21 protein-coding genes, 1 tRNA gene and 1 other RNA gene are annotated in these 20846 nt (G+C 59.0%); 11 read left to right on the top strand and 12 right to left on the bottom strand.

The window, feature by feature from the left end; genetic code table 11:
* Together zipA and ligA are read left to right on the top strand one after the other, a co-directional pair.
* Complete coding sequence (gene zipA, locus BM036_RS00275; RefSeq protein WP_091848235.1) at positions 1-1065, top strand: cell division protein ZipA; 1065 nt, start codon at positions 1-3, stop codon at positions 1063-1065.
* A 73-nt stretch (positions 1066-1138) separates the two neighbouring features.
* On the top strand, positions 1139-3166 hold the full coding sequence (gene ligA, locus BM036_RS00270; protein ID WP_091848234.1) for an NAD-dependent DNA ligase LigA: 2028 nt from the start codon (positions 1139-1141) through the stop codon (positions 3164-3166).
* A gap of 368 nt (positions 3167-3534) precedes the next feature.
* Here ligA and BM036_RS00265 read toward each other — a convergent pair whose 3' ends face one another.
* From BM036_RS00265 to flgA, 6 genes are all read right to left on the bottom strand, one after another.
* Positions 3535-4167: a CBS domain-containing protein gene (locus tag BM036_RS00265; protein ID WP_091848233.1), complete on the bottom strand. Its 633-nt coding sequence runs from the start codon at positions 4165-4167 to the stop codon at positions 3535-3537.
* Positions 4168-4294: 127 nt separating this feature from the next.
* Positions 4295-6184 carry a bifunctional tRNA (5-methylaminomethyl-2-thiouridine)(34)-methyltransferase MnmC2/FAD-dependent 5-carboxymethylaminomethyl-2-thiouridine(34) oxidoreductase MnmC1 gene (gene mnmC, locus BM036_RS00260; RefSeq protein WP_091848232.1) on the bottom strand — a complete coding sequence of 630 codons (1890 nt, stop codon included), beginning with the start codon at positions 6182-6184 and terminating at the stop codon, positions 4295-4297.
* 3 nt (positions 6185-6187) lie between these two features.
* Positions 6188-6820: a peptidylprolyl isomerase gene (locus tag BM036_RS00255; RefSeq protein WP_091848231.1), complete on the bottom strand. Its 633-nt coding sequence runs from the start codon at positions 6818-6820 to the stop codon at positions 6188-6190.
* Between the two features lie 197 nt (positions 6821-7017).
* On the bottom strand, positions 7018-7488 hold the full coding sequence (locus tag BM036_RS00250) for a flagella synthesis protein FlgN (RefSeq protein ID WP_091848230.1): 471 nt from the start codon (positions 7486-7488) through the stop codon (positions 7018-7020).
* A gap of 8 nt (positions 7489-7496) precedes the next feature.
* Entirely contained in the window at positions 7497-7823 is a 327-nt protein-coding gene (flgM, locus tag BM036_RS00245; RefSeq protein ID WP_091848229.1) for a flagellar biosynthesis anti-sigma factor FlgM, read from the bottom strand.
* 170 nt (positions 7824-7993) lie between these two features.
* On the bottom strand, positions 7994-8698 hold the full coding sequence (gene flgA / locus BM036_RS00240; protein WP_091848228.1) for a flagellar basal body P-ring formation chaperone FlgA: 705 nt from the start codon (positions 8696-8698) through the stop codon (positions 7994-7996).
* Positions 8699-9002: 304 nt separating this feature from the next.
* Between flgA and BM036_RS00235 the strand changes: the two genes are divergently transcribed.
* Together BM036_RS00235 and BM036_RS00230 are read left to right on the top strand one after the other, a co-directional pair.
* Positions 9003-9932: a chemotaxis protein CheV gene (locus BM036_RS00235; RefSeq protein ID WP_091848227.1), complete on the top strand. Its 930-nt coding sequence runs from the start codon at positions 9003-9005 to the stop codon at positions 9930-9932.
* Positions 9933-9983: 51 nt separating this feature from the next.
* Complete coding sequence (locus tag BM036_RS00230; protein WP_091848226.1) at positions 9984-10814, top strand: CheR family methyltransferase; 831 nt, start codon at positions 9984-9986, stop codon at positions 10812-10814.
* 13 nt (positions 10815-10827) lie between these two features.
* Here the strand turns inward: BM036_RS00230 and BM036_RS00225 are convergent, their stop codons facing one another.
* The gene (locus BM036_RS00225; RefSeq protein WP_177185952.1) at positions 10828-12660 is read right to left on the bottom strand and encodes a sensor domain-containing diguanylate cyclase; all 1833 of its coding nucleotides are present in this window, start codon (positions 12658-12660) and stop codon (positions 10828-10830) included.
* 204 nt (positions 12661-12864) lie between these two features.
* Here BM036_RS00225 and BM036_RS00220 point away from each other — a divergent pair, with 204 nt between their 5' ends.
* From BM036_RS00220 to BM036_RS00195, 6 genes are all read left to right on the top strand, one after another.
* A complete protein-coding gene (locus BM036_RS00220) occupies positions 12865-13764 on the top strand; it encodes a LysR family transcriptional regulator (RefSeq protein ID WP_091848224.1) in 900 nt (299 codons plus the stop codon).
* Between the two features lie 135 nt (positions 13765-13899).
* Positions 13900-14271, top strand: a complete 372-nt coding sequence (locus tag BM036_RS00215; protein ID WP_245742381.1) for a DUF7352 domain-containing protein — start codon at positions 13900-13902, stop codon at positions 14269-14271.
* A gap of 233 nt (positions 14272-14504) precedes the next feature.
* A complete protein-coding gene (locus BM036_RS00210; protein WP_091848223.1) occupies positions 14505-15563 on the top strand; it encodes an endonuclease/exonuclease/phosphatase family protein in 1059 nt (352 codons plus the stop codon).
* Positions 15564-15615: 52 nt separating this feature from the next.
* Positions 15616-16146: a lipocalin family protein gene (locus BM036_RS00205; RefSeq protein WP_091848222.1), complete on the top strand. Its 531-nt coding sequence runs from the start codon at positions 15616-15618 to the stop codon at positions 16144-16146.
* A gap of 12 nt (positions 16147-16158) precedes the next feature.
* Positions 16159-16365 carry a DUF2905 domain-containing protein gene (locus BM036_RS00200; RefSeq protein WP_091848221.1) on the top strand — a complete coding sequence of 69 codons (207 nt, stop codon included), beginning with the start codon at positions 16159-16161 and terminating at the stop codon, positions 16363-16365.
* Between the two features lie 4 nt (positions 16366-16369).
* Positions 16370-17287: an ROK family protein gene (locus tag BM036_RS00195; RefSeq protein WP_091848220.1), complete on the top strand. Its 918-nt coding sequence runs from the start codon at positions 16370-16372 to the stop codon at positions 17285-17287.
* Positions 17288-17298: 11 nt separating this feature from the next.
* Here the strand turns inward: BM036_RS00195 and BM036_RS00190 are convergent, their stop codons facing one another.
* Positions 17299-18249 (bottom strand): AEC family transporter, encoded by a 951-nt coding sequence (locus BM036_RS00190; protein WP_281246997.1) that lies wholly within the window; start codon positions 18247-18249, stop codon positions 17299-17301.
* Between the two features lie 190 nt (positions 18250-18439).
* Here BM036_RS00190 and BM036_RS00185 point away from each other — a divergent pair, with 190 nt between their 5' ends.
* Positions 18440-19189 carry a fructosamine kinase family protein gene (locus tag BM036_RS00185; RefSeq protein WP_245742379.1) on the top strand — a complete coding sequence of 250 codons (750 nt, stop codon included), beginning with the start codon at positions 18440-18442 and terminating at the stop codon, positions 19187-19189.
* Here BM036_RS00185 and BM036_RS00180 read toward each other — a convergent pair.
* The 4 genes from BM036_RS00180 to BM036_RS00165 all read right to left on the bottom strand — a co-directional run bounded on the left by BM036_RS00180 (position 19188) and on the right by BM036_RS00165 (position 20763).
* Positions 19188-19330, bottom strand: a non-coding RNA gene (locus BM036_RS00180) — RtT sRNA. The genes BM036_RS00185 and BM036_RS00180 overlap by 2 nt on opposite strands.
* Positions 19331-19363: 33 nt before the next feature.
* Positions 19364-19454, bottom strand: a tRNA-Ser gene (locus BM036_RS00175).
* Between the two features lie 279 nt (positions 19455-19733).
* A complete protein-coding gene (locus BM036_RS00170) occupies positions 19734-20072 on the bottom strand; it encodes a branched-chain amino acid transporter permease (protein ID WP_091848217.1) in 339 nt (112 codons plus the stop codon).
* Positions 20065-20763 carry an AzlC family ABC transporter permease gene (locus BM036_RS00165; RefSeq protein WP_091848216.1) on the bottom strand — a complete coding sequence of 233 codons (699 nt, stop codon included), beginning with the start codon at positions 20761-20763 and terminating at the stop codon, positions 20065-20067. Before BM036_RS00165 ends, BM036_RS00170 begins: the two co-directional genes overlap by 8 nt.
* Between the last annotated feature and the right edge of the window lie 83 nt (positions 20764-20846).

The raw sequence follows: 20846 nt of genomic DNA, 5'->3' as shown, positions 1-20846 counted from the left end.
ATGTCGCTTCGGGAATGGTTGATTGCCATTGGTGCCCTGATTATCATCGCCATCGTTGTTGATGGCCTGCGCCGGATGCGGCGTGCCCGCAAGGACGCCATCACTATTTCGAAGGGGATGGGTGCCGACGATATTGAGGGCACTCCCCTGGATGACGACTTCAATCCTGAGCTCCCCAACGGCGGCGCTCGCCCGGTGTCCCGTAACACCCTTGAGGAGAGGGGATACTTTACCTCCGCCCCGGCCGCCGATGAACCATCTGCGGAAGCAGGGGATGAACCGAGCGACCACGACCTGCGTCCTGCAGCGGGGCAAAAGGCCCATGACACCGAGTCCGAGCCGGACATTCCCTCGTTCACTGCCGACCCGGAGCCCGAGCCGGAACCGGAGCCCTTCCGGGAGCCCGACCCCGAATTCCATACCAGCGACCTCCCGGGTCAGCATCACGAAGAGTTGCCCGGGGAGGCCCGAACCGTCCGTGCACCACGCCGGCCGGAAAAGAAAAAGCCCTTCTTCCGCAAGAAGCCTGAGCCTCCGACTGTCACAGAAGTAGAGGAAGACACGGCAAGCAGGGGAGACCGTGCCGAGCCGCCCGCAGCCGATCAGCCCAAAGCCGGTGCCAATCGCCCTCCGGCCGAAGAAGTGGTTGTCATTAATGTACTGGCCTCCTCAGAGCAGGGGGATTTTTCCGGTGCAGCCCTGAAGAAACTGTTTGAGGCCTGTGGCCTGGAACATGGTGACCTGGATATCTACCACCGCCACGAGACAGAGGAAACCACCAGTCCGGTCCAGTTCAGCGTAGCCAGCGCGGTCGAGCCTGGCACCTTTGTTCCCGGTGAGATGGAAAAAATGTCGACGCCAGGGATCAGCTTTTTTATGAGCCTTCCCGGGCCCACCAATTCCATGCAGGCGTTCGACTTTATGCTGGAAACCGCCCAGACGGTGGTACGCAACCTCGGGGGTGAGCTCAAGGATGAACGCCGCAGTGTGATGACGGCCCAGACCATTGAGCACTGCCGCCAGCGCATCCGTGAATACGAGCGCAAGCGCCGCTTCAAACGCTGACTGCAGGTCCGGTTTTCTGCCCGTTCGCGCCCGGGGCGGAACATCGGCGCCTTGAGTCCCGGAACCAGAGACCATGAGCCAGAACTCATCCCCTGAACGTCGCATCCAGGAACTTCGCCAGGTCATTGACGACCACAATTATCGTTACTACGTGCTGGACGAGCCCGCCATTCCTGATGCGGAATACGATCGTCTGATGCGGGAACTGCAAACCCTGGAATCCGCACATCCCGAGCTCGTGACACCGGATTCCCCCACCCAGCGTGTGGGTGCCAGCGGTGACAACACCTTTGCCGAGGTGGTCCATCGCCTGCCCATGCTTTCGCTGGATAACGCCTTTTCTGACGATGAACTGCGGGATTTTGACCGACGGGTACGGGACCGACTGGGGCGTGATGAATCGGTGGAATACGTTTGTGAGCCCAAACTCGACGGCCTTGCGGTCAGTCTGCATTACGAAAAGGGTGTGCTAACCCAGGCAGCAACTCGTGGCGACGGCTATTCCGGCGAGGACATCACTGCCAATATCCGTACCATCGAGTCCGTACCTTTACGGCTACGAGGTAAGGATCTGCCGGAGGTGGTAGAAATTCGCGGTGAGGTGTACATGCCCAGCGCCGGCTTTGAAGCCCTGAACCGGAGACTGGCCGACCAGGGTGAAAAAACCTTCGTTAACCCACGCAACGCCGCCGCCGGCAGCCTTAGGCAGAAGAATCCCCGTATAACCGCCAGGCGGCCGCTGGAAATGTGTGCCTACAGCGTTGCGGTTCCGGACGAGGGCATACTGCCCGATAGCCATTACGAGGCCTTGCAGATGGTTCACGAATGGGGCTTCCGTATCAACCCGGAAATGAGCCTGGCTACCGGCCCGGAAGAATGCCTGAAGGCCTATCAGGATCTGTTGGAAAAGCGGGACAGCCTGCCCTATGAAATTGATGGCATCGTGTTCAAGGTCAATCAGATCGACCTGCAGCAGCAACTTGGCTTTGTCTCTCGCGCCCCCCGCTGGGCCATCGCCCACAAGTTTCCGGCCCAGGAAGAACTGACGGTGCTTGAGGCGGTAGAGTGGCAGGTTGGTCGAACCGGCGCGGTCACCCCGGTTGCGCGCCTGAAACCGGTGTTCGTCGGCGGGGTGACCGTCAGCAACGCCACACTGCACAACATGGACGAGATACGGCGGCTGGATGTCCGCATCGGTGACACGGTATTCGTGCGCAGGGCGGGAGACGTCATCCCACAGGTGGTCAAGGTGGTCAGGGACAAGCGACCGGAACAGGCTCCCGAGGTGAAGTTGCCGGCGCATTGCCCGGTGTGTGGCTCTGATGTTATCCAGATTGAAGGCGAGGCGGTGGCCCGTTGCAGCGGTGGGCTTTATTGTCCGGCCCAGCGCAAGGAGGCCATTCGCCACTATGCTTCCCGCAAGGCCATGGACATCGAGGGGCTGGGTGAAAAGTGGATTGATATGCTGGTGGAGCGGGAGATGGTCCGCACTGTGGCGGACCTGTACCAATTGCGTAAGGCCGACCTGGTGCGGCTCGACCGGATGGGGGACAAGTCAGCGGACAACCTGCTGAAGGCCATCAACGACTCCCGTGAGCCTGAGCTCTGGCGCTTTCTCTATGCCCTGGGTATCCGGGAAGTAGGTGAGGCCACGGCCAAGGCGCTGGCGATGCACTTCGGGACCCTTGAGAAGATCACTGAAGCGTCGGAAGAGGAACTGCAGGAGGTTCCAGATGTGGGGCCCATAGTGGCGGGCCATATCTACAGCTTCTTCCGGCAGTCCCATAACCAGGAGACCATCGATGCGTTGTCGAAGCAGGGCGTTCGCTGGCAGTCGGTGGACGTCCCCGAGCCTGAGCAGATGCCTCTGAAGGGAGAAACCTGGGTATTGACGGGCACCCTGTCCGACATGACCCGGGACGAAGCCAGGGACAAGCTGGAGCGACTTGGGGCGAAGGTGGCCGGTAGCGTTTCGAAAAAGACCAGCTGTGTGGTGGCCGGAGAGGCTGCGGGGTCTAAGTTGGCGAAGGCTGAATCGCTGGGTATTCGGGTTATGAACGAAGAAGAGTTTAACTCTTTTCTAAGTAAAGCAGGAAGTTAGTATTAAGTGCTGTGACGCGGCTCTACTAGCGGGCACCTCTGAAGGTAGAAGCACGTGGGGTGGGGACCTTTTCCGGGACCTTCAAAAACAGGGACGTTTTTGAAGAGCCTCCATGGAAGGATTCACGGCGTGTCCCGGAAAAGGTTCCCGCCTCGCGTGCCAGGCAGTGAGTCTGGGTCTTACAGGACTGTGACAACGGAGTAGGGCCCGGAAGGCGATAGCTTTTTCCAGGACACGCCCGCGAGTACATCCCTGTAGGGCTCGACGAGCGCCGTCCCTGGCGCTCGACGGTCCTGGAAAAAGCTCTCATCCCCCGTGCCGGAACCTGGTTGCATCTCGCTTAAGAGAGCCTTGTTTGGCCGAGTTTCCTAGACTTCGCCTTCCTGGCGACTAAGACTCGCATAAAGCCTCAGATAGTCCGTACTCGTGATAATGCCGGACGGAGTACCGTCTGCCTCCACCACCAATGCCGCATCAAGCTGGTGGGCCAGCATCAGCCGGGCCAGTTGGTGGGCATCCGTTTCCGGGGATGCGGTCAGAAAGGCTGGCAACTCGATGTTCAGGAAGCTCCGTGAGGCATCCTGGTCCTGGTTTTCATGGAGCCAGTTCAGGATCCAGCGCATATCCACCAGGCCTCCGACAACCCCGCCCGAGGTAATAACCAGGTGATGAACACCATGTTCATCCATCACCGCCAGGCCCTCCGCCAGGGAAGATTCGGCCGCGAGGGTGTGAATCCATGGACTGCAGACGCGGCTGACCGGCAGGTAGACCCGTTCTGGCTCTGGCCGTGCGTCCTCTGCCTGGCTGTACCGGGCAACTGCACGACGAGCGGTTACCTCCCGCGCCTGCTGGTACTCGCCGTCAGAAATTTCTTCACTGCTTTCTCGTAAAGCGTGGGATTCTGCCATCTCGTCGAGGCTGCCTACGCGGCGGTTCCGGAATATTTCCGGTAGCCGGGTTCCGGTCGGGCGTCCGGGTTCACTTACGTGTATCGACATGGCTGCTCCGGGGCTCAGGGACAACGAAAAACGGTTGGGCGCCCATTGGAAATTGCTGGTATTGGCAGGCGTCCGTTAGATAGTTATACCTGTTTATCGGCTACCCGTGCCAGAACTGGAGCCCATATCAGGCCGGGGACTCACTTGTTCTGGCTGCAGCAAGGCACCGTGCCGGGTGGACACGACGGGTCAGGGAGTGGGGAAGGGCCAGCGGCTCACCGGTAATAAGGTCGGCCAGGTATTCAGCCATCAGTGGCGTCCACATCAGCCCCTTGCTGCCAAGGCCGGTGAAGAGCCACGCGCCACCCAGGGTGTTACCCTCGCCGTTAACAAGCGGTCCGACAATGGGTTGGTAATCGTGGGTGGTGCAGCGGAAGGAAACCCGGCCAGTGATATCGTCTGTCGGCTTAATGCGCGGGGCCAGCAGGCCCGGTAGCATCGAGTCCAGGCCTTCAAGGTTTTCCTGGTGGCTGTTGGTTCGGACCAGGGGATCATTGTCCCTCAGATCGAAGGTGGCGCCGGTAACCAACTGTCCGTCAGCAGGCGGGTTAAGGTATCGGGCGCCGGTGACCACGGCCCTGGGGGCTGCGGTAAGCCTGTCCGAAGGAATCCCGGTGATCTGCCCACGAATGGCCTTTATCCGGAACTCGCCGGTGACCGGCATGAGCTGGCGGGTAAGGTGTCCGGCGGCGAGTATAACGGTATCCGCCACCAGGTCCTGGCGGCCTTCACCGGACAGGCACCAGCGGTTGTTGCACGGAAGCAGCCGGGTTGCGCGGAACTGGAACTCGGTGCGGATGTTGGGGTGCTCGAGCAGTGACTGGCATACCCTGGCCGGCTCCAGCCAGCCGGAGCGGGGAAACCACAGCCCGCCCTGAGGACAGGCTATGCCGGTCAGGTCGCTGGCTTTTTGGTCGTCAACCGGGTACAGCACGGTCCGTGGGTAGGTATTGGCTCGAAGGAATTTTTGCTGGCGCTCCCGCTCGTGCTCGGAGTAGCCCATCATCAGCAGGCCGGTCGGGTGCCATTGCTCGGGGGTTTCCGCAGGGTAGAAGCGCTGGGCGTGGAGCAGGGCGGCCAGTGCCAGCCGGACCTGGTCGTTCAGCTGTACTCCGAGCTTTGCGTAAAGGGCGCCCTGGGGGTTTCCGGAGGCCCCGGCACCGGGGCTTTCACCCTGGTCAGCTACCGTCACCTGGTAGCCGCGCACGGCCAGGTTGCGCGCAACCATGGCACCGGCGATGCCGGCTCCCACCACCAGTATCTGCCCGGTTGGTTCGGCACTGCGGTGCGAACCCTGTTCCAGGACACCCCGTAGCATATCCCGTTTTGGGCCGAACCCGGCCACGCGTTCCATCCGGAAACCGACGTCAGACAGTGCTCGCCGGACCCTGCCTACGGCGGTGAAGGTTGCCAGTGTGGTTCCCCGGTGGCTGTGTTCGCGCACCTGGCGGATCAGCCGGTCCTGCCACAGGCCGGGGTTGCAGGCGGGGGCAAACCCGTCAAGGAACCAGGCGTCGGCGCTGAACTCCAGCGAGTCAAAGGCTTCCACGGCGTCACCGAAATAAAGGGTCAGACGCACCCGTGCCTGGTCCATTACCAGCCGGTGGCAGCCGGATAACGGCTGCGGGTAGTTATGGGCCAGCTCCCGGGCAAGGGGCGCAAGCTCGGGCCAGAGTGCCAGGGCCCGTTCCAGGTCTGCCGAGCCAAGGGGGTATCGTTCTACCGAAACAAAGTGCAACCGGGCGCTTGCCGGCGCGTACTGGCGGAATGCCTGCCAGGCCGCAAGAAAGTTGAGGCCGGTGCCAAATCCGGTTTCTGCAATGACAAAGGTATCTTTGTCGCTCAGTTCACGGAATCGCTCTGGGAGATGATTGTGGTGCAGGAAAACGTAGCGGGTCTCCTCCAGGCCGTTTTCGCGGCTGAAATAGACGTCGCCGAACTGTTCGGACACGGGCTGTCCGTCCCGCCAGGCTAACCGGGCGGTTTCAATCAGTGGTCCACCAGTCGTTCCGTCCATGGATCATTGGCCGTTATCAATACGCCTGACCGATTCGATCACGACCGGTTCGACGGGTACGTCACCCATGCCATTGCGACGGGTGGTGGAGACCTTGCCGATGGCATCGACAACGCCCATGCCTTCAGTCACTGAACCAAACACCGTATAGCCAGGCCTGGCCCGGGTAGCATCTAGGTGGGGGTTGTCCACCAGGTTGATGAAAAACTGGGCAGTGGCCGAGTCCGGGTTTGCTGTGCGCGCCATGGCAATCGTACCCCGCAGGTTTTTGGCGGTCTGGCGGGACTCGTTTTCCACCGGGTCACGGGTGTCCTTGCGGTTCATGTCCTGGTCAAAACCGCCAGCCTGCACCATGAAGCCGGGAATTACCCGGTGGAACAGGGTGCCATCGTAAAATCCGTCGTCCACGTACTGGAGGAAGTTAGCCACGGTTTTCGGCGCGAAATCTGGGCGCAGGCGGATGTTGAAGGCACCCTCAGTGGTCGAAACACGGACCTCCGGCAGCGCTTTGTCGCTGACACCGGACTGCTGGGCGTGGGCGGGAAACGTTGTCACCAGGGCGACCATCGCAGCAAAGACCAGGTACAGGGCGCTGGAAAACAAGGGGAAACACTTGGGGCGCGGGCAGAAATCCATGACAGGCTCCGGTTCGTGAGAGGTTGCACGGGAGTCTAACAGAACCTGCCGGGAAGAGGGTCGTCAACTGCTCCGAATTAGTACTCGGTGGTAACAACGGTACCGGACTGCGCCAGGGGACGGTGCCGTCCGGATAACCTGGACTACAGGTGCGTTGCCCCGCCTGGTGTCCCATGAAGGGATACCGGGTCGGGACTCTAGGCACTGGCCAGTATATTCCGTTGGCCAACGGAGGTTTGTTGGCCGGTGGCACCGTACAGTTTTTGCTGTCCGGAGCTGCCCCGGAAAATGTCAGTGAGACGGGACAGGCGGCTCTGCAGGTGGGCTACAACCTTGCTGTTCTGCTGGTTCAGGGAGTGACACCGGGCCAGGACCGACTGGGCGGCCTCCCAGCTCTGATAGAGCTCGGTCAGTCCGGCACTGCGGATAAAACGGGAGGGGTGGCCCTGATCCGGGCGGAACCCCATCTCCACCAGCAGGTGGACTTTCTGGCGGGCCCGTTCGCGGATGTCCCCGAGCAGGGCGTTCTTGCGGCTGGTCACTGGCTCTATAGCCCGAACGTCGGCATCGCCCAGCAGGGCTTGTTCTTCTTCCAGCAGGGTTTCAAGCTGCCGGAGCTGCTCCAGGTCCTGGTTCAGCAACGCCTGGAGTTTGTCTGTGGTGGACATGGTCTACCTCACCCAAAAATGCTTTCATCCATCTCAAGCATTTTCTGGGCCACTTTTTCGGCATCCACTTTGTAAGAACCATCGGCCAGGGCAGCACGGATCTGTTCAACCCGGCTGTCGTCCACTTCCGGGGTGCTCTCCAGCCTTTCACCCATCTGGCGAATTTCCCTGGCCTGCTTGCTCAGGTTGACGTTTTCGCCCCGGGCCGCTGGCGCCTGGGCCTTGGCCTGTTCTGCGGGCGCTGGCTGAGCAGGCTGCTTGGCTGCACCTTTATCCGCAGAGGTGCGCGGGCTGTTAACCTGACTGTTGCCGATTCCGTTGAAGTCAACTGTCATGACGATTACCTTCTTTGTCTCATGCCGCTCCATGGCGGTCGAAATGTGTCTCTGACCCTTTATCGGCCGGGCTTACTGCAACTTTAGTTAAAACTTTCTTCATGTTTGGCCAGTCAGAAAGCGCACTGTGGCATGACGCTGCCGCTGGCCGGCAATGCACTGCCGGTACGTCACATGGTGATTTCAACCTGCCCAGGCCCCGTAACCCTGGCGCGGATTTTTCGGGCAGAGGAAAGATTTTCCACCAGTACCTGCTCACCCACCCGGGCGTTCGCGAGGGCCTTCCCCCGGGTTTTAACCGCGAACGAACCGCTTCTGGCGGTAATCATAACATGGTCCCCCCGGGCCACCGCATCCGGTGAGGTCACCAGGTCCGGGGTAAAGGGGGTGCCCGCATTAACCGAGCGTTTCAGTTCCAGGCCCAGCAGCTGTTCACGGTCCGTAATGGTGCCACGGCGAATGGCATTAACCACAACCCGATCGGTCGCCACCATCGCTGCCGTCAGCCGGTCACCACGGCTCAGTGGTCGGGCGGCGATCAGGGCATCGCCGTAGATATCGAGTGAAACCGACAGATACATGCGCCATGGACGTTTGCCCTGGCAGGACACCATCAGGGAAGGCTGCGTGGTTTGCCAGGGATCGCTGCTGAACGAGACATCAATGCCGTCTTCCGGGCAGGGTGCCAGCGCCAGTCGCGGGTCCAGGTTGCCGAGGGTGTACTCTGCGTCAAAGCCTTGGCTGGCATGGGTCTCCACGAACTCCTCCATAAACAGCTGACCCGCTGCCAGGATGTCACTGGCCTCGGTCTTTTCAGAGCCGAGGGTGGTGGCGCTGTAAAACAGGATGAGCGTAAGCGTTATCAGAATGCGCATTTACCCGGCATTGTCCTATGCTGTTGAAGGGCAGGGGAATATGTGACCTGCCTGACACGAATGATGTGATCGTTTGCGCAGCCCGTTAAACTAATCCGGATACCAGCCGTTACATACGCCATGGGAAAGCGGCGTTACAATGCCCCAACTGCGGGTGGAAAGCAGTCACCGGCACCGCGGCGGAATTCCGTCACTGGCTTGTTCAAACTGCTGCTTGACGACAATAAAGCAACTACCGTGCCCAGCTGGCAATCCGACATTCCGGAAGCCGTGGGTCTCAGTACAGGTTTCGGAGACTATTTCGATGGCAGGCGTCCTTGACAGTGTTAACCAACGCACCCAGCTGGTAGGGGAAAACCGTCTGGAGCTGTTGCTTTTCCGCCTACGTGGGCGGCAGATGTATGGCATCAATGTCTTCAAGGTCAAGGAAGTGCTGCAGTGCCCGAGGCTGACATCCATTCCCAACAGTCGGTCAGTGGTTCGTGGCGTGGCCCATATCCGGGGCGAGACCATTCCGATCATCGACCTTTCCATGGCGATCAGGGGGCCGGGCATCCCTGCCGAGGAGCTTGCTACCAGTTTCGTGATTATCACCGAGTATAACCGGCGTACCCAGGGCTTTCTGGTGACCGGGGTGGACCGAATCGTAAACATGAACTGGGAAGACATTATGCCGCCGCCCAAGGGCGCAGGTAAGGATGTCTACCTCACTGCGGTTACCCGCATGGACGACGCCCTGGTGGAAGTGATCGATGTGGAGAAGATCCTGTCGGAGGTTTCACCACTGAGCGAGGACGTGACCGAGGCGGTTCTCTCGAAGAACACCCGGGATCGCAGTGCTTCAAGGCCGGTGCTTGTCGTGGATGACTCTTCCGTTGCCCGTCGTCAGATGATTCGGTGCCTTACGGCTATCGGGCTTGAGGTGGAGTCAAGGAACGATGGCAAACAGGCGTTGGAGTATCTTCAGGGGCTGGTGGCGGACGGCAGCAGCATTACTGACCATGTTTCCCTGGTGATCTCGGATGTTGAGATGCCCGAGATGGATGGTTACACGCTGGTGGCGCGCCTGAAGAATGACCCTGCCCTGAAAGACCTGTACATTATGCTTCACACGTCCCTTAGCGGCATATTCAACCGTGCCATGGTACAGAAGGTGGGTGCTGACGATTTCATGGCCAAGTTCAGCCCGGACGAACTCGCTGAGCGGGTCATGGAAATTCTGGATCGTGGGTAAGACAGTCGGCAAATCCCATGGTTTGACCTATAGGGCAACTGCAGAGATTCGATGAAAGCTGATATCACGCCACAGGAATATGAGGCCTTCAAGAAGTTCCTGCAGGATGCCTCTGGCATTTTGTTGGGCGATAACAAACAGTACCTGGTCAAGAGCCGGCTGCGTCGTCTGCTGGAGGATAATGGGATGGGTTCGCTGGGGGACCTGCTCGGTCGCCTGCAGCGTCCCGGATCGGCCCAGCTCAGGGAAACCGTCATCGATGCGATGACCACCAACGAAACCCTGTGGTTTCGGGATACCCACCCGTTTCGCATCCTTTCCGAAAAACTCATGCCGGAGTTGGCTGCACGTAACAGCACCCAGCCCCTGAGAATCTGGTCCGCTGCCTGTTCCACAGGGCAGGAACCCTATTCCATCGCCATGGTCATCGAGGAATACAAGCGTTTCCAGCCCGGGCGGTTGAAAAGCGACGTACGAATCGTTGCCACGGATATTTCACGGCCGGTACTGGAAACGGCCAAGCGGGGTGAATACGAAATGCTCGCGTTGGGCAGGGGGTTGTCGCCGGAACGCCAGAGGCATTTTTTCTCCTCCCTGCCCAGCGGGGGCTGGAAGGTCAAGCCACAGGTCCAGCGCATGGTCGAGTTTCGTGAAATGAACCTGCTGGAGCGGTACCTGCTCGGGAAGTTCGACCTGGTTTTCTGTCGGAACGTATTGATCTATTTCTCTGCTGACCACAAGAAAGACATCCTCACCCGTATGCACGCCTGCCTGAACCCGGGTGGTTACCTTATCCTGGGCGCTTCCGAATCATTGAACGGGCTTTCCCACCTCTACGAAATGGTGCAGTGCCATCCGGGTATTATTTACCGCAAAAAGTGATCCGGATAGCGAGTCAGAAATCAGCTGGCACCTCAGCCTCAGTAAGGGAATCCTGCCCAGGCAGGATAAAACGACAGGTGTTTCTTCCGGCCACCTTGCTTTCATACAGCGCTTTATCCGCAAGGGAGTACACCTGCTCGGCTGACAGCTGTTCATCCGGAGGGATAATGGCAACCCCCGCGGACACTGTCAGTCCCCTCTCGCCAGCCGGACCCGTAAGTGACTCTGACAGACTGGAACTCAGTGAGCTCAGCTTATCCCTGAGGTACGCCGCCGGGGTCTTACTGACGACAATGCCAAACTCTTCACCGCCAAGCCGATAGAGCTGGTCTGTGGTGCGCTGCCAGTGTTTACGGATAAGGGTCGCAACCTGTTGGAGCACGCGGTCGCCTTCCGGATGTCCATAGAGGTCGTTTACTTTCTTGAAATGGTCAATATCCAGAACGATTAACGCCGTTTTGCATCCAGTGCGATTGCCATGTTTCAGCTGATTGCCCAGCGATTCGAGAAATGTCCGGCGATTGAGCAGGCCAGTGAGTGAATCCGTGACGGAGTCCTGTGCCAGTCGGCGATTGACTTCACGGAGCTCCCTTGTCTGTTGGTCAACCTGCTTTTGGAGTTCCTCTTTCAGTTCCCGTTCCCTGCGGATGAGGGAGGTTTTGTCTTCAAGCTGCTGTCGTTCCAATTGTTTGATTCGGTCAGCCAGTGCAAGGGCCAGTACAAGCATCTCGACCAGCGACCCGATGTTGAGCGCATTCTCGGTAAGCCACGTGGATGGCAGCAGGTCCAGTACCCTGGCGTAGTAAGCAAATGCAGAGAGAATCAAGAGTGTCCATGCGAGCAGGAATATTCTTGCACTGCGATTCCCTTGCAGGGAGAGGCGTGTAGCCGCGAGGAGGATCAGCACCATGTTGATCATGGCAATTGGAATCAGGACTGCGAAGGTGGTGCTGTAGACTCCGATTATCGCCAGCCAAAGCGGGTACAACATGAGTCCGCACGCGAGAAGCAGACCTTTCCGAAGCCAGGGCGCATTGTGTGTGAGCTGGAGAAAACGCAGGGTGAACGCGTTCAGGGTTAGGAATAGACAAACGGAGAACACACCAACCGCTGCGTTATTCCACCAGGTGCCGCCCGGCAGGCTGAAATACGACGCGTAACCCCGGAACGGAAGATTCCACAGCAGAAACATCGCGAGGTAAAGGCTATAACTCAGGAAGTTGCCTGAACGGGTGACGAGCCCAATGATGAGGTTGTAGAGCAGCAGAACCACGATGGCTCCGTAACAGAATCCGAACCAGAGATTCTCGATTTGCCGCTTGTTATGGAATTCAAGGTAGGACGTTAATGAGAGCGGAAGAGAGTCGTAGAGCCCGTCGTGGGTATCAAGGCCCAGGTAAAGTGTGCGAGCGTCGTGCCCCGGAATCTGCAGGGGAAAGGCGAATCCACGATAAGCTAGCGGTCGGGCTTCGGCTGGACGACGGTCGCCGGTTTGCCAATAGTCAAGCACGTCGCCGGCTGACGAGATATACCAGGCGTCAATATAGTCCTGCAGCGGCTGCTCCAGGTCCAGCACCAGTTGCCGTGGTTCCTCACCCTTGTTGGTGAGCTCAAGTTTTATCCAGTAACGACTGTTACTGAAACTGAAGTTGGGTGCCAGATTGACCAGAGGTTGCCAGTCTGCAACTGGCCTTTGTCTGACCTGCTGTATCGTCAGATCCTGGCCCGGGTCTTCCAGCAGATAATAACTGGCCTCAATTGGCGGGTTGCCCGAGGTGCCATGACTGGCCGCAGGAACTAGCAACAACAGAATGCACACCGGTATCAGTTTCGACAGCAATGACATTATGAATACTTTATGGATCAGGTTGGTTTGATGCTCTCTGAGGCCGGGCCATGGAGGCAGGTTCCCGGTTAAATCCGGTTGCCTGGGGTGGGCAGATGGCCGCTGGTCGAGAGTATAGCCGGATATAGGCCAGTTAGGACTGGACATTGCAAAGTATTACAATCCTGCTCCACTGGAGCCGTTGTTATTTGACCGGGTAGCGCTATGAAAGACCTTAACTTCCGCCATCTCTATCATTTCTGGATGATTGCCCGGGAAGGTGGGTTGAACCGCGCTGCGGAGCAACTGGACCTTACGGCCCAGACCCTGAGCGGACAGCTGGCTTCATTGGAAAACCAGCTAGGCGGGGCCCTGTTCCACCGTCGCAATCGTCGCCTGGTGTTAACGGACTTTGGTGAAACCATCTTCCGGTACGCTGACGAGATGTTCACCACTGCGGAGTCTTTGTCGGAACTGCTGCAGCAGCCACCGGAGCATCGACCGCTGACACTGTCAGCGGGGCTTTCTGCGTCCATTCACAAACTGATCGGTTATCACCTCCTCGCGCCGGCGCTTGGCCTGAGCCGGGAAGTGCGTCTGCATTGCCAGACCGGTGATACCGATAACCTCCTGGACCGGCTCGCTCGCAAGGAGCTGGATGTGGTGCTGACGGACAGGCAGCCCCCCTCGGAGCGGGCCGGGGCGTTCCAGGCCCATCGCCTGGCGAGTTCATCGATTTCGCTTTTTGCCGAGCCAGCACTGGCCAGTGAGTTGCGTGACGGCTTCCCTGGCAGCCTCGACGGTGCGCCTTTCCTGGCCACCTCCCTGGACGCTCCGTACTTTACTGAATTGATGAACTGGTTCGCCGGTAACCGGGTTCGGGTGCGGGTGACCGCACAGGTGGATGACAGTGCCCTGATCAAGGTCTTTGGCCGGCAGGGGGTGGGGTATTTCGCCGCCCCTACCGCCATTTCCTCCGAGGTTTGCCGACAGTACCAGGTGGAAGCCATCGCCAGTATTGAAGAAGTCCGTGATGTGCTCTTTGCGGTCACCCGCGCTGGACAGATCCACCATCCGGCGGTTGACGCGATCATCAAGCCGAGGGGGTCTATCGGCCAGGAATGAGCCGGGAACCGCTGGCGAGGTCTGCGCGGAACCAAATAGTTCGATAAAACCGAACTTTCAATCTTGTTAAATATGATTTATTGAGGTGCCTGGCCACGGGATACTGGCAGCGTGTTCCACAGAGGAGGACCTGCCATGAAAACCATTCACAAGTTCCGTATCGACCTCTCCCGGGAGCCGACCCGGCTGACACTGAAGCAGGGCTTCCGGGTTGTCCGCTGCGAGTACCTGGTGCCGGACAAGGGGGTTTACCTGTGGGTCGAGCAGCCCCTGAACATTACGACCCCTACCGTGGAGCGCCAGTTTGCCCTGGCCTTCTCCGGTGACCCGGTACCAGACAGTTATGGTTACCTCGATACCGCCCTGGATCCCTTCGGGCCCGAGGCTTACCACGTGTTCGAGGTGCCGGTGGAATCAGAAGCGCCGTTACTCCGGGGCGCAGCCCAGAGCCAAGTGGATTCCCCATTGCTTGGCGAGGCCAGGTATCAACGAGCTACAGCCAACTGACCAGATAGTTGTGCACTCTCTTGGGCCCTTCGGGGCCCTTTTTTGTTTGGATTCCCGGATCCATCAATGATTGTGTCGAAAATGGACAGTAGCTGTGTCAGGCTCTGTTCCTGCTTTGGTGCTTATCGGCATCGTGATTTGCCAAACCAGGCGGGGCAGGATTGAATAGGTAAAGGCAGCGCTTTGGGCCTGCGGCCAAGGCGCTGCACGAGACCTTGCCACCAGGAGATGTTATGACAGGACTCATACTGCTCGGACTGGCACTTTTACTGGTGACTGTTACTGTTCTCGGCAAGGTACCGGTGCATGATTGGTGGGTGAGGGCCTGCGAGTTCCCCAGGATACAGATTGCGGTCTTTGCGCTGCTCCTTGCAGTGGTCTCACCGTTGGCTGGTGAGTGGTTTGCCTGGGTCCTTCCGGCATCGGTGCTGGTTCTGGTCGTCCAGTTCTTTCGCATCCTGCCCTGGACCCGTCTGTGGCCGCTGCAGGTTCAGTCCGCTGAATCGGGGCAGGACGAACGGTGCTTCACCCTGATGGTGGCCAATGTGCTAACCCCGAACCGGGACAGCGACGGACTGATCCGCCAGGTTAAAGACCAGCAACCGGACCTGCTGTTGACGCTTGAATCGGATCAGTGGTGGGGAGATCGCCTGGACGAGGCCTTCGGAGAATGGCCCTGCATAATCCGCATCCCCCTGGATAACCTGTACGGTATGCACCTGTACTCCCGGCTGCCGCTGGAAGACGCCGAGGTTAAATACCTGATCCAGGACGATATTCCGTCTATTCACGGCTGGCTGCGCCTGCCTCAGGGGAGCCGTTTCCGGTTTCACGCGTTGCACCCTCGGCCGCCGGCCCCCAGCGAGAGTGAAGAATCGTTGTGGCGGGATGCGGAGTTGTTACTGGTCGGGCAGGAAATCCGTGAATCGGGCTTGCCCTCGGTTGTGGCAGGCGACCTGAATGATGTGGCCTGGTCAAGGACCACCCGCCTGTTCTGCAAGGTCAGCGGAATGCTGGATCCACGACGGGGCCGGGGCATGTTCAGCACATTCCACGCTGGCCACTGGTTTCTCCGTTGGCCTCTGGACCACGTGTTCACCAGTGAGCATTTCACCGTAAAGCAGGTTCGACGCCTGGCGTACTTCGGTTCCGACCATTTCCCGATGCTGGTTACCCTGTGCTACCGCCCGGCCCGCGCGGGCGAGCATGAAACACCAGAGGCGGATGCGGAGGAACACCAGGAAGCGCGGGAGACCATCCGGGAAGGTAAGATCCGGGACCAGGAAACCTGATGGGAAAAGTCGTCGTATTTGCCAGCATTCACTTTGTCAGCAGGGTATAGATATGGGTATCAGAACTGTCATTGTAAGTGTACTCGGCCTGTCCCTGGCGGGGTGTACCAGCCTGCCCGAGGGCATAGAGCCGGTGCAGGGATTTGATGTGGACCGCTATCTGGGCACCTGGTACGAGATCGCCCGGTATGACCATTCCTTCGAGGAGGGGCTTGAAAGCGTCACCGCCGAATACGAACTGAACGAGGATGGCAGCATTAAGGTTATCAACCGGGGCTATTCACCAGAAGATGGCGAATGGCAGGAAGCCGAAGGCAAGGCCCGGTTCGTGGAGGGCGAGACAACAGCTCACCTTAAGGTATCGTTTTTCGGTCCTTTCTACGCATCTTACGTAGTGTTTGGCCTGGACCATGACAATTACCGGTACGCCTATGTCACCGGATATGACCGGGACTACCTCTGGTTCCTGTCGCGAACGCCCACGGTAAGCGACCAGGCCATGGAAAGGTTTCGAGAGGCCGCCCGTGCCAATGGCTTTGACCTGGACGAACTCATTATGGTGGATCAGGGCCGTAATGAGTGATCGAGGCTGAGTATGGCACGCTGGTTTGTTATTGCAGGCATTATCCTGCTGGTTATCGGCCTGGTGCTCCACTTTGCTCCCGGACTGGTTCAATGGTTCGGCAAGCTGCCCGGCGATCTGCACTGGCGCTCGGAGCGAACCCAGGTATTTGTGCCGATTACCTCCATGATCATTATCAGCATCGTGCTGACTATCCTGCTTAACCTGTTTAACCGGTAACCCTATGACCTCAGAGTGGCAGATTGGCGTAGATCTGGGTGGGACCAAGACCGAAGTTATCCTGCTGGACTCCGCCAGTCGTGAGCACTTCAGGATGCGCCTGCCTACCCCACACGGAGATTATCAGGGAACCCTCGCGACCATTGAGCGGCTGGTGCACGAGGCTGAATTCCATGCGGGCTGTTCCGGATTGCCGGTGGGGGTGGGGATCCCCGGTTCAGTCTCCCGGCTGACGGGAAGGGTAAAGAACGGCAATTCCACGTGGCTGAACGGTCAGCCCATGGCGGAGGACCTTGCCCGGATACTGTGCCGCCCGGTGACCCTGACCAATGATGCCAACTGCCTTGCCCTCTCGGAAGCGACCGATGGTGCTGGTGCAGATTCTCCGGTCGTTTTCGCGGCCATTCTGGGGACAGGGTGTGGTTCGGGGATCAGTATCGGGGGGCAGCTACTTACCGGGCCCAATGGGTTAGCGGGGGAGTGGGGCCACAATCCCTTGCCATGGACCAGTCAGCGGGAACTGGACGAGCGCCCCTGTTTCTGTGGGCGTCGGGGTTGTAACGAAACCTTCCTCTCCGGTACCGGCATGGCGCTGACCCATCAGTTGCGATGGCAAGAAACGTGCACCAGCCAGCAGGTCGTCGCTGCTGCGGCCAAGGGCGATATCCGGGCACAGGAAACCCTCGACCTATACCTGGACCACCTGGCCCGGGGGCTCGCATCCGTTATCAACCTGCTGGATCCGGATGTCATTGTGCTCGGTGGCGGGTTGTCCAATCTTGAAGCCGTTTATCAGCAATTACCCCGCCGTCTTCCGGACTACGTGTTTGGTGGCGAGTGCGATACGCCTGTGGTTCGAGCGATTCATGGCGATTCGAGTGGGGTGAGGGGGGCCGCCTGGCTGGCTGTGAAACCGGCCTGAGCAATCCCCTGTCAGATCAAGCCTGCGCTCTGCAGGATAAAGACGCCAAGGGTTACCGTCACACTGGCCAGCAGCGTGGTGATGGCGACGATATTGGCCGCCATCCGTGCATTCCCTCCCAGAGCCTTGACCATCACAAAGCTGGCGGCTGCCGTTGGGCTGGCAAAATACAGGAACATCAGCCCCAGCTCACGGCCCTCAAATTCTGCCGCCCAGGCCGCCAGCGTGCACAGTGCGGGCAGCGTAACCATCTTGAACATACTGGCGCCCATCGCCGGCCCGCTTTCTTTACGGATCGCACTCACCGAGACGGTTGCACCGATACACAGCAGTGCGAGGGGCAGGGTTAGGGAGGCGAAATAGTCCCCGCTGGTCATCACCCATTCGGGGAAGGATACCTCCCACCACGCAAAGGGTATCGATATCAGTACTGACAGAATCAGTGGGTTGCGTGCGATATCTCCAAGAATTTTCCCCCAGCGGAGCTTCTGTTCGGACTGGTAGGTCAGCAATACCAGTACTGACAGAATGTTGTAGCAGATAATCACCAGCCCCAGCAGGATCCCGCCCGCCGACAGGCCATAGTCGCCGTAGAGACTGGCTGCCAGTGCGAGGCCAACAATGCCGCAGTTGCCACGGAAAGCCCCCTGCACATAGACGCCACGGTCGGCACGAGGGACGCGCCAGAGCGCCCAGGTCCACACCAGGGCGAAGCTGCCTGTGGTGGCCAGGGCGAAGAAACCCAGCAGCTGGGGGTTGAAAGCGGTATCCAGGTCCGCTCGCAGGATGCTCAGGAAGATGAGAGTGGGCAGCGTTGCTTTAAAGACCAGTGCTGAGGCGGTATTCACAAAGGCCGCGTCTATCCAGCCGAGCTTCCTCAGCCCCAGCCCGATAAACACCATGGCGAACACCGGAAGGGTGGTAGCCAGTGTTTGCAGAAAAACCTCAATAACTGTATACAAACTGAACATTCCTTAACTTCTCCCTGCGTGGAACAGGGAGTTAAATAGGTCAGGTAATAAGCAGGGATCGTTGAATGCTATCACGCTTTACGCTCCGGGATTGCCGTAGCATGTGTCCCTGACAAGTCGGAACTCAGCCAGTCATTGGATGTCATGTCTGCTAGCAGGCGTCCCGGGAACAGGGGGGGTTGTGTATACCAAGAGGAATGAAACCGGTTATGCCGACGCCCTGATCCGAGAGGCGGAGGGGCTTGAGTTGCTTCGCAACGCCCTCGAGATCGCGGGTGTATCTACCGTGCGGGTGCCCCAGGTCTATTCGGTCAATGAAGAACGGATGGAAATGGCCGCCATAGTTCCAAAACGCCAGACCGATGACCTGCTGGCAAAGCTGGGAGAGGGGCTGGCCGCCGTACACAGCCTGCCCCAGGCCTGTTACGGTTTTGGCCGGGATAACTATATTGGCCTTAACCCCCAGAAAAACCGGGAAACCGACAACTGGGGTGAATTTTTCCTGGACTACCGACTGGGCTACCAGGTAAGGCTGGTCTCCGACGCTTCCATCCGTAGGCAGTTTACAGAAGTACTTGAAAGCCGGCGCCAGGTATTGGTGGACTGGCTAAACGACCACAGCCTGGGTCCCAGCCTTTTACACGGCGATCTCTGGTCCGGTAACGCCCTGTTCGATGAAGAGACCGCCTGGCTGATTGATCCTGCGGTCTATTACGGCGACAGCGAAGCCGACCTGTCGATGACCGAAATGTTCGGCGGCTTCGGCCCGGCTTTCTATGATGCCTATAACGCCAGGCGACCGTTGAGTGGGGAGTACCAGCGGAAGCGGGTGATTTATAATCTCTACCACTTTCTCAACCACTATAACCTGTTTGGTGGCTGGTACCTGGGGCCGTGTGAAAAGGGGTTTGAGGTTATCAGGCGGCTCTAAGGCGAGAGGGAGGGATTATTCGGCACTTCGTGCCTCACCCCCTTCGGGGGCCGTCGTCGCGTTGCTCCGACGTTCCTTCCGCTGCGTTGCAGCCTCCGGTCGAACCCACGAGGCTTCTCACCCGCCCTCACGGCCAATAAAAAAAACCCCAGCATTTCTGCTGGGGTTTCGTATTGGCGGAGAGGGAGGGATTCGAACCCTCGATACGCTATTAACGTATACACACTTTCCAGGCGTGCGCCTTCAGCCACTCGGCCACCTCTCCAAAACGGTATAACTGTGCCTGATTTATCGCGCGGCGCTTGCTCTGCAAGCGAACTTTCCAGGCGTGCGCGTTATTCGGCCCTGCGGGCCTCACCCCCTTCGGGGGCCGTCGTCGCTTTGCTCCGACGTTCAGTCGGCCTGGCGGCCTTGGTGTCAGCCACTCGGCCACCTCTCCAATAAACTGTTCCAAATCAGCGACATTGTCGCTCATTTGAGGGCGCAAACTGTAATGGTTTTTTTTGGGCTTGGCAACCGTTGGAGGAAAAAATTATTGGGCGGGTTACAGGGTGAACACACTCGTTTGCTGGATAGCCATGTAGACGGCAGTGCCTGCGACGATGGAGAGCAGGGCATTTCTGCGCCAAAGGTGAAGGAGGATCACTACCAGGCTGGGGATCAGGGCGTCGGCTCCGAAGGCCGGGGCTGTCCAGTTGGCTGATCGTAGCAGAAACACCAGCACCAGCAGGGCCATCACGGCGGCTGGCAGATAGCGCCCAATGTGCAGCAGTAATGGGTGCTCATGGTGCCTGGACAGGAACAGGAACGGGATCACCCGGGTCATGAACGTCGCCACGGTCGCCACCGCGATAAAGGCGAGTATATAGGTGGTGTTATCCATGGGCAGGCCCCTCGCGCCGGCTCTTGCGCCAGCGATATTGCAGCAACAGTGTGCCCGTAGCGATAACCACGGCACCGATCAATTGATGGGCGGTCGGCAGCAGTGTCACGGCTATGGCCGCCGCCAGGGCACCTGTCCACAGGGGGAATTGCTCGCCCAGGGCCTTGTATTGCTCGATGGTCAGCACAATGAAGAGCGCCACAAGGGCGAACTCGATGCCTGTACTGTCAAAGGCCATGTTGTCGCCCAGAAGTGCCCCCACGGCGCATCCCACTACCCAGTAGAGCTGATTGAACAGGGTAATGAGGAAGTCATTACGCTGTTCCTCGCTCCTCGTGCCCGGCCTGGGCCGGCTGGTCAGCAGGGAGTAGGTTTCATCGGTCAGCCCGAAAATCAGGTAGAGCTTGCGCCAGCCGGCACCCCGAAACTGGCCCAGCAGGGACAGGCCATAGAACAGGTGGCGGGCGTTAAGCACGAACATGGCCACGAAGACTTCAAGCAGGCCCGCACTGGCGGCGATCAGGCTCACGGCCAGTATCTGACCGGCACCGGCAAAGATGGTGATCCCCATCAGAGGAGCGTACCACCAGGCATAGTCCAGCTGTGCGGTAAACAGCACCCCGAAAGCCATACCCAGGGGCAGGTAACCGAAGAGGATGGGGAGGGTTTGTCGAAAGAGTACGGCGCTCATGGGTGTCAGGAGGATCCTCGGAGCGTGGAAAAACCGCCAATCATACCGCGGCCGCCTGTGCCTGCCTACTGTTGTTTGGTACC

This window comes from Marinobacter segnicrescens, assembly GCF_900111555.1.
Classification (GTDB): domain Bacteria; phylum Pseudomonadota; class Gammaproteobacteria; order Pseudomonadales; family Oleiphilaceae; genus Marinobacter; species Marinobacter segnicrescens.
The sequence above is the reverse complement of the archived record's forward strand: the minus strand, read 5'-3'. Positions and strand labels throughout refer to the sequence as shown.

Coding starts and splice junctions, on each gene's coding strand:
- zipA (WP_091848235.1), top strand. CDS start 1: ATGTCGCTTCGGGAATGGTTGATTGCCATTGGTGCCCTGATTATCATC.
- BM036_RS00220 (WP_091848224.1), top strand. CDS start 12,865: ATGAAAGACCTTAACTTCCGCCATCTCTATCATTTCTGGATGATTGCC.
- BM036_RS00205 (WP_091848222.1), top strand. CDS start 15,616: ATGGGTATCAGAACTGTCATTGTAAGTGTACTCGGCCTGTCCCTGGCG.
- BM036_RS00225 (WP_177185952.1), bottom strand. CDS start 12,660: ATGTCATTGCTGTCGAAACTGATACCGGTGTGCATTCTGTTGTTGCTA.
- flgA (WP_091848228.1), bottom strand. CDS start 8,698: ATGCGCATTCTGATAACGCTTACGCTCATCCTGTTTTACAGCGCCACC.
- BM036_RS00235 (WP_091848227.1), top strand. CDS start 9,003: ATGGCAGGCGTCCTTGACAGTGTTAACCAACGCACCCAGCTGGTAGGG.
- flgM (WP_091848229.1), bottom strand. CDS start 7,823: ATGACAGTTGACTTCAACGGAATCGGCAACAGTCAGGTTAACAGCCCG.
- BM036_RS00265 (WP_091848233.1), bottom strand. CDS start 4,167: ATGTCGATACACGTAAGTGAACCCGGACGCCCGACCGGAACCCGGCTA.
- BM036_RS00255 (WP_091848231.1), bottom strand. CDS start 6,820: ATGGATTTCTGCCCGCGCCCCAAGTGTTTCCCCTTGTTTTCCAGCGCC.
- ligA (WP_091848234.1), top strand. CDS start 1,139: ATGAGCCAGAACTCATCCCCTGAACGTCGCATCCAGGAACTTCGCCAG.
- BM036_RS00195 (WP_091848220.1), top strand. CDS start 16,370: ATGACCTCAGAGTGGCAGATTGGCGTAGATCTGGGTGGGACCAAGACC.
- BM036_RS00165 (WP_091848216.1), bottom strand. CDS start 20,763: ATGAGCGCCGTACTCTTTCGACAAACCCTCCCCATCCTCTTCGGTTAC.
- BM036_RS00170 (WP_091848217.1), bottom strand. CDS start 20,072: ATGGATAACACCACCTATATACTCGCCTTTATCGCGGTGGCGACCGTG.
- BM036_RS00230 (WP_091848226.1), top strand. CDS start 9,984: ATGAAAGCTGATATCACGCCACAGGAATATGAGGCCTTCAAGAAGTTC.
- BM036_RS00250 (WP_091848230.1), bottom strand. CDS start 7,488: ATGTCCACCACAGACAAACTCCAGGCGTTGCTGAACCAGGACCTGGAG.
- BM036_RS00210 (WP_091848223.1), top strand. CDS start 14,505: ATGACAGGACTCATACTGCTCGGACTGGCACTTTTACTGGTGACTGTT.
- BM036_RS00215 (WP_245742381.1), top strand. CDS start 13,900: ATGAAAACCATTCACAAGTTCCGTATCGACCTCTCCCGGGAGCCGACC.
- mnmC (WP_091848232.1), bottom strand. CDS start 6,184: ATGGACGGAACGACTGGTGGACCACTGATTGAAACCGCCCGGTTAGCC.
- BM036_RS00200 (WP_091848221.1), top strand. CDS start 16,159: ATGGCACGCTGGTTTGTTATTGCAGGCATTATCCTGCTGGTTATCGGC.